Annotated in this window: 4 protein-coding genes and 1 pseudogene; 1 reads left to right on the top strand and 4 read right to left on the bottom strand. The window is 36.6% G+C overall.

The window, feature by feature from the left end; genetic code table 11:
• On the top strand, nt 1–1,851 hold a 1,851-nt coding region (locus tag Q5O30_RS11345), incomplete at its 5' end, for a transglycosylase domain-containing protein (RefSeq protein ID WP_302674712.1).
• A gap of 72 nt (nt 1,852–1,923) precedes the next feature.
• Here the strand turns inward: Q5O30_RS11345 and Q5O30_RS11340 are convergent.
• From Q5O30_RS11340 to Q5O30_RS11325, 4 genes and pseudogenes are all read right to left on the bottom strand, one after another.
• A complete protein-coding gene (locus tag Q5O30_RS11340; RefSeq protein WP_021953861.1) occupies nt 1,924–3,294 on the bottom strand; it encodes a sodium-dependent transporter in 1,371 nt (456 codons plus the stop codon).
• A 19-nt stretch (nt 3,295–3,313) separates the two neighbouring features.
• Nucleotides 3,314–4,687: a sodium-dependent transporter gene (locus Q5O30_RS11335; protein ID WP_021953860.1), complete on the bottom strand. Its 1,374-nt coding sequence runs from the start codon at nt 4,685–4,687 to the stop codon at nt 3,314–3,316.
• A gap of 296 nt (nt 4,688–4,983) precedes the next feature.
• Nucleotides 4,984–6,318, bottom strand: a complete 1,335-nt coding sequence (gdhA, locus tag Q5O30_RS11330) for an NADP-specific glutamate dehydrogenase (RefSeq protein ID WP_021953859.1) — start codon at nt 6,316–6,318, stop codon at nt 4,984–4,986.
• A gap of 328 nt (nt 6,319–6,646) precedes the next feature.
• Nucleotides 6,647–6,782, bottom strand: a pseudogene (locus Q5O30_RS11325) (stage V sporulation protein AE); the annotation flags it as partial.

Here is a 6,782-nt window from a genome sequence, read left to right as displayed (position 1 = left end):
TTGGCAGCTACAACTTCCAGTCCTGAGGTTTATAACCCAATTACTAATCCTGAAAAAAATCAGACTAAGCGTGAAATTATTTTAAAGAATATGTTTGATGCAGGACATCTTACTGAAGCTGAATATAATGAAGCATTAAAGGATGATGTATATTCACGTATTCAGAAAGTAAATAACAAAATTGAAAAGAAAAATGACAAAGTATACTCCTACTTTGTTGATGAAGTTGTAAAACAGGTTTTGAGTGACCTTCAAAAAACTAAAGGTTACACATATAATCAGGCATATAACGCGGTATACAGTGGTGGTTTGAAGATTTACACTACTCAGGATTCCCAGATACAGAAAATCTGTGACGCTGAATTATCTAATGATGAAAACTACCCATATGCAATACAATACGCAATAAACTGGGCATGGTCAGTACAAAATCCTGATGGTACAGTGGATAATTATGATGAAAGCGATATTCAGACCTACCATAAAAAGGTTTTAGGTGAAACTAATTTTAAACTTTTATTTAATTCTAAAGAAGAAGCTAAACAATGCGTTAGAGATTACAAGAGACATTTAAGACAGAAATATTATAAAAAAGGTCTAAAGGAAAAGGACGGATATACCCAGTACGAAACATTGTACTACAATCCACAGCCTCAGGTGTCCTTTACCATATTAGACCAATCTACAGGCTTTGTTAAGGCAATTGTAGGTGGCCGTGGAAAGAAAAATGTAAGTCTTTCCCTTGACAGGGCAACAGCTTCCACAAGACAGCCGGGTTCAACTTTTAAGATTTTATCTACTTATGCTCCAGCTATTGATACTATGGGTTACACTCTTTCCACTACTATTGTGGATGAGCCATTTAGTTATTCTAACGGACGTCCCGTAGAGAACTGGAACCATACTTATAAGGGTACCGTAACCGTAAAACAGGCTATTGCCCAATCTATGAATGTATGTGCCGTTAAAACATTAACTGCCATTACTCCTCAGTTAGGTTATGATTATCTGTTAAATTTCGGCATCTCTACTCTTGTAGATAACCGTGTGGAAAAGAACGGTTCGGTTTCTTCGGATATTCATCAGGCACTTGCTCTTGGTGGTATTACTGATGGTGTAACTAATCTGGAAATGACAGCTGCCTATGCTTCTATTGCCAATACAGGAAAATACATTCGTCCTGTATTCTACTCACAGGTTATAGACAGCAATGGTCGCGTATTATTAGACAATACAGCACCTAAGGCCAAAACCATTTTAAAGGATTCCACCGCCTATCTTTTAACTCAGGCTATGATAAGCGTTGTTAAAGAAGGTACCGGTACTCCTTGTCAATTAGAAGGTGGAATGCCTTCTGCCGGAAAGACAGGAACCACATCAAGTGCATACGATTTATGGTTCTGTGGATATACTCCATATCTTACAGCATCCATCTGGACAGGATACGATGAAAATACAGCCCTTACAGGTAGTAAAAACTACCACGAGAAGCTTTGGGCAAAAATCATGAATCAAATTGATACTGTAAAGAAATATAAGCCAAAGGATTTTGCTACAGGTCAAAGTGTTAAAGCTTACAATATATGCAATGCTTCAGGAAAGCTTGCCATAAAAGGTGTTTGTCCAAAAACCCATAAAGAATACTTTGTAAAGGGCAGTCAGCCTGATAAATGCAGCTGGCATTCAGCTTATATCAATTCAGATGATAATAATTATAATTCAGGAAACAAAGGCTCTACTTCCAAGGCTTCTGATGGATCAGGTGAAACATCTTCTTCAAAAGAAGATGCTACCATATCTACTAGAAATCAAACTACAAAGGATTCAGTAAAATCAAAAAAGACACCGTAAGGTTTTTATAAGGTAAACAAAAAAGGATTGCAAAAGCAATCCTTTTTTGTTTACCTGCTAATAAAGCATGACTTAGAAAAACTTATCGTATATTCCAAATCCAAATATAAATAATATTATCAGCGGTAATATATATGTGATGTAAAACCTCATACTGCTACGAAGCTTTAATCCCTTTCCTGTATTAGCTTCAGCTATATAATTATCCCAGCCCCAGCCTTTATTTCTTGTACAAAACAACAGATAAACAAGGGAGCCTAATGGAAGTAAAATATTGCTTACTATAAAGTCCTCAAAGTCCAATACCGTTCCACCAAACACTTCAAATCCCTTCCACTTCAAAACACTATATCCCAAAGCACATGGTAGCGACAAAACCGTTATTGCCACTAAATTAAAAAGGCATGATTTCTTTCTGCTCCAGTTTTTCAGTTCCATGTCACAGCATATTATATTTTCAAACACTGCCAATACGGTGGAAAATGCCGCAAAGGACATAAATACAAAGAATAAACTTCCCCACAATCTTCCAAGAGGTATGTGGTTAAAAATATTAGGCAATGTTATAAATATAAGACTTGGTCCCTGGGTCTGATCTACTCCAAAAGTAAAACATGCCGGGAATATAATAAGTCCCGATGTTATTGCCACAAAGGTATCAAGGGCTGCTATATTAATAGACTCTGAAAGTAATGAATGCTCCTTTTCAATATAGCTTCCAAATATTGCCATAGAGCCTATTCCCACACTTAAAGTAAAGAATGCCTGATTCATGGCATAAACTATTGTTTTTCCTATGCCCACGCTACTCATTCTGCCTAAATCCGGAATAAGGAAAAAGCTTAACCCTTCCTTTGTTCCATCCATAAAGAAACTGTTTACGGCAAGAACAAGCATTATAATAAGTAAAGATGTCATCATTGCCTTTGATACTTTTTCAAGACCATTCTGTACGCCAATTGAACAGATAAAAACTCCCACTACCACAACAATTACCATACAGGTAACCATTACCACGGGATTTTGTTTCATATCATCAAACACACCTGAAATTGCCTGTGCATCAAGGCCTGTAAATCTGCCTGTAGCCGTAAGATAAAAATAATATAACATCCAGCCTGCTACTGTGGTATAAAACATCATGATTATATAATTTCCCACCAAGGAAACATACCCATGTATGTGCCATTTCGTCCCTGGCTTTTCCAATTGTTTAAATGACCTGACAGGACTTTTTTTACTGGCACGTCCTACCGAAAATTCCATTGTCATAATTGGTATTCCAAGAATCAGTAAAAACAGAATGTACAGTAATACAAACATTCCGCCGCCACCTTGTCCTGCCATATATGGAAATTTCCACACATTTCCAATTCCAATGGCACATCCTGCCGACAATAGCAAAAATCCCAGCCTGGATTTTAGTTGTTCTCTTTCCTGCATATTAAATCCTCATACCTTTCTAGCTAAAAAATTTATCATATATTCCAAAGCCAAAAATAAATAAAATTATAATCGGAAGTATATATGTAATATAAAATCTCATTCCATTTCTCATCTTTAATCCCTTACCGGTATTAGCTTCAGCCATGTAATTATCCCAGCCCCAGCCATTTTTTCCGGTACAGAATAAAAGATACACTAAAGAACCCAACGGAAGTAATAAATTACTTACAAGAAAATCTTCAAAATCTAAAACTGTTCCGCCAAATACCTTAAATCCATCCCACTGCCACAAATTGTATCCCAATACGCAAGGAAGAGATAACAGGGTTATTGCTATAAAGTTGACAAAACTTGACTTCTTTCTGCTCCAATTCTTAAGCTCCATTCCACAGCAAATTATATTTTCAAATACTGCCAGCACCGTGGAAAATGCCGCAAAGGACATAAATACAAAGAATAGGCTTCCCCACAGTCTTCCAAGAGGAATATGATTAAAAATATTAGGCAGTGTTATAAATATAAGACTTGGTCCCTGAGTCTGGTCTACCCCAAAGGTAAAACATGCTGGAAATATAATAAGTCCTGATGTTATTGCCACAAAGGTATCAAGAAAAGCAATATTAATGGATTCACCTAACAATGAACGTTCTTTTCCAATATAACTTCCAAATATTGCCATGGCTCCAATTCCTAAACTAAGGGTGAAAAACGCCTGATTCATAGCTAAAACTATAGTTTTTCCCACACCTACACTTTTCATTCTTGCCACATCCGGTACTAAGAAGAACTTAAGACCCTCCTTTGCCCCGCTCATAAAAAAGCTGTTTACGGCAAGAACAATCATTATAATAAGAAGTGCCACCATCATAAACTTAGACACTTTTTCAAGACCGCTTTGAACTCCTATGGAACATATAAAAATTCCAACTGCCACAACAATTATCATACATAATGCCATTATTCCCGGCTGACTTAACATTTCGTTAAATACATTGCCAACGCCATCTGCATCAAGTCCTACAAATTTGCCTGTGGCTGTAAGATAGAAATAATATAACATCCAGCCTGATACTGTGGTGTAAAACATCATAAGGAGATAGTTTCCTATAAGTGCCACATAACCATGTATATGCCACTTAGTTCCGGGCTTTTCTAACTGATAATATGCCTGAACCGGACTTTTCCTGCTGGCACGACCTACTGCAAACTCCATAGTCATAATAGGTATTCCTAAAACCAGCAAAAACAGAATGTAAAATAAAACAAACATTCCGCCTCCGCCCTGGCCTGTCATATAAGGAAATTTCCATACGTTTCCAATTCCGATTGCACATCCTGCCGATATAAGCAAAAATCCCAATCTAGACTTTAATTGTTCTCTTTCCTGCATTTTATTAACCTCATTTCATTTTAATCTTTTCCGGAATATATAGTGCCTCCTCCCATCGGTCAGCGGCAATTTATCAGAAATATTCAAAAAATAAACTCCGTCCTTTTTGTTTTCTCCCCATAGTACCTTATCCCTTTAGTTCAAGATATATTTTACGGGAAGATTTTTATTGTCAACCAATCTAGTTTACTATAATATCTCCATAAGGTCAAAGAAAAAAACAGCCCTTTAATGATTTTCTATGCAACCATTAAAGAGCTGTTAAATTCAGGAAAATTAACTATATTTTATTGTAATTAGCAAACACCCTGTGCTTCCATAGCTTCTGCTACTTTTTCAAATCCGGCAATGTTAGCACCTACTACGTAGTTACCTTCAAATCCGTATCTCTTAGCAGCATCACTGATGTTATGATAAATGTTTACCATGATATTCTGTAATTTAGCGTCAACTTCTTCAAATGTCCATGAAAGTCTTTCGCTGTTCTGTGACATTTCAAGAGCTGATGTAGCAACACCACCTGCGTTAGCAGCTTTACCACCAACGAACCATACGCCGTTTTCCTGTAAGTATTCTGTTGCATCAATTGTTGTAGGCATATTAGCACCTTCACAAACAGCTTTACATCCGTTAGCTACTAACTGCTTAGCATCATCGATAAGTAATTCATTCTGTGTAGCACATGGAAGAGCGATATCACATTTAATCTGCCATACTCCACGTCCTTCATGATATTCAGCTGAAGGTCTTGCAGCAGCATATTCTGTAAGTCTTGCTCTCTTAACTTCCTTGACTTCCTTAAGAAGGTCAACATCTATTCCTTCCGAATCATAAATCCAACCTGTTGAATCTGAACATGTAACAACCTTAGCACCCATCTGCTGTGCTTTCTGAATAGCGTAGATAGCAACGTTACCGGCACCTGAAACAACTACTGTCTTGCCTTCCATGCTTTCATTATGGTCTTTCATTAATTCCTGTGTTAAGTAAAGTAATCCGTAACCTGTAGCTTCTGTTCTAGCTAAAGAACCGCCGTATGTAAGTCCCTTACCTGTAAGAACACCTTCATATAATCCACGGATTCTCTTATACTGTCCAAACATATATCCGATTTCTCTAGCACCTGTTCCGATGTCACCTGCCGGTACGTCAGTGTCAGCGCCGATATATTTGCAAAGTTCTGTCATAAAGCTCTGACAGAATGCCATAATTTCTCTGTCTGATTTACCCTTAGGATCGAAATCAGAACCACCTTTACCACCACCGATTGGGAGACCTGTAAGTGAGTTCTTGAATATCTGTTCAAAACCTAAGAATTTAATAATACCAATATTTACTGATGGATGAAGTCTTATACCACCCTTATATGGTCCAATAGCTGAGTTAAACTGTACTCTGTAGCCTGTATTAACCTGTACCTGTCCCTTATCATCTACCCAAGGAACTCTGAACTTGAACTGTCTTTCAGGTTCGCAGATTCTTTCAAGTAAAGCCTCTCTTCTATACTTATCCTCGTTTGCATCAATTACAGGTCTAAGTGAATTTAACACTTCTTCAACTGCCTGTAAAAATTCCGGTTCACTAGCATTTTTTTCTTTAACCTTTGCTAATACCTCGTCTACATATGACATTTTGTAGTCCTCCTTCTATAACATAATTTTAGTTAATCTCATGTGTTATAAATGCATATTTTTCATGCACCAAAAGCCTTTTATGACATGCTTCCTATTGCACGATTATGATAAAAAACATCATTAATCCAAATTTTAAGACTTCAACACATTACATTGACAAATTATAATATAAAAATTTAATTTTTTCAACCTTTGCCACGCTTTAACTTAATTAAATAAGGTAATTGTGTATTTTGCTTTATATTATTAAGTTTGTATGGAATTATTTTAATTATTAAAGGTATACCTCCGCCCGGACTACATTACAATTTTAATCTTTTATCCTTTATTGCATTTTTGACTTAAAAATAAGGGATGCAAGATACCCGAAAATCAATGCTCCTGATATACCTACCGCTCCTGATGTAAAGCCTCCTTTAAACAATCCTAGAACTCCGGATTCTCCTATGGCTTCCTTCATT

This window comes from Eubacterium sp. CAG:161, from assembly GCF_000432355.1.
Lineage (GTDB): Bacteria > Bacillota > Clostridia > Lachnospirales > Lachnospiraceae > Eubacterium_G > Eubacterium_G segne.
This window is presented reverse-complemented; position numbering and strand designations above follow the sequence as displayed.

What these genes read in the sequence shown, in the direction of transcription:
- gdhA (WP_021953859.1), bottom strand. Translation starts at nt 6,318, where the DNA reads ATGTCATATGTAGACGAGGTATTAGCAAAGGTTAAAGAAAAAAATGCT.
- Q5O30_RS11340 (WP_021953861.1), bottom strand. Translation starts at nt 3,294, where the DNA reads ATGCAGGAAAGAGAACAACTAAAATCCAGGCTGGGATTTTTGCTATTG.
- Q5O30_RS11335 (WP_021953860.1), bottom strand. Translation starts at nt 4,687, where the DNA reads ATGCAGGAAAGAGAACAATTAAAGTCTAGATTGGGATTTTTGCTTATA.